Raw genomic sequence first — 381 nt, 5'->3', positions numbered from 1 at the left:
GACCGCGCCAGCAACCTCTACGGCCGCACCCGCCAGCACACCCCGACCCCGGACGAGCCGCTGATCGTCCTGGTCATCGATGAGCTGGCGAACCTGACCGCCTACCTCACCGACCGGCAACTCAAGGACCGGATCAAGGCCGCCCTGTCCATCCTGCTGTCCCAGGGCCGCGCCGTCGGCGTCCACGTCCTGGCGGCCATCCAGGACCCGCGCAAGGAGGTGCTGCCGTTCCGGGACCTGTTCCCGACCCGCATCGGCCTGCGCCTCGCTGAGGCGGCGCAAGTGGACTTGGTGCTCGGTGAGGGGATGCGGGACCGGGGCGCGCTCTGCGACCGCATCCCCCAGAGCCTGCCCGGTGTCGGGTTCGTGGCCATCGACGGC

Annotated in this window: 1 pseudogene; it reads left to right on the top strand. The window is 71.4% G+C overall.

Annotation, left to right across the window (positions count from 1 at the left end):
* Window positions 1–381, top strand: a pseudogene (locus ACNAW0_RS30710) (cell division protein FtsK); the annotation flags it as partial.

The organism is Micromonospora sp. SL1-18 (genome assembly GCF_047921505.1).
Taxonomy (GTDB): domain Bacteria; phylum Actinomycetota; class Actinomycetes; order Mycobacteriales; family Micromonosporaceae; genus Micromonospora.
This window is presented reverse-complemented; position numbering and strand designations above follow the sequence as displayed.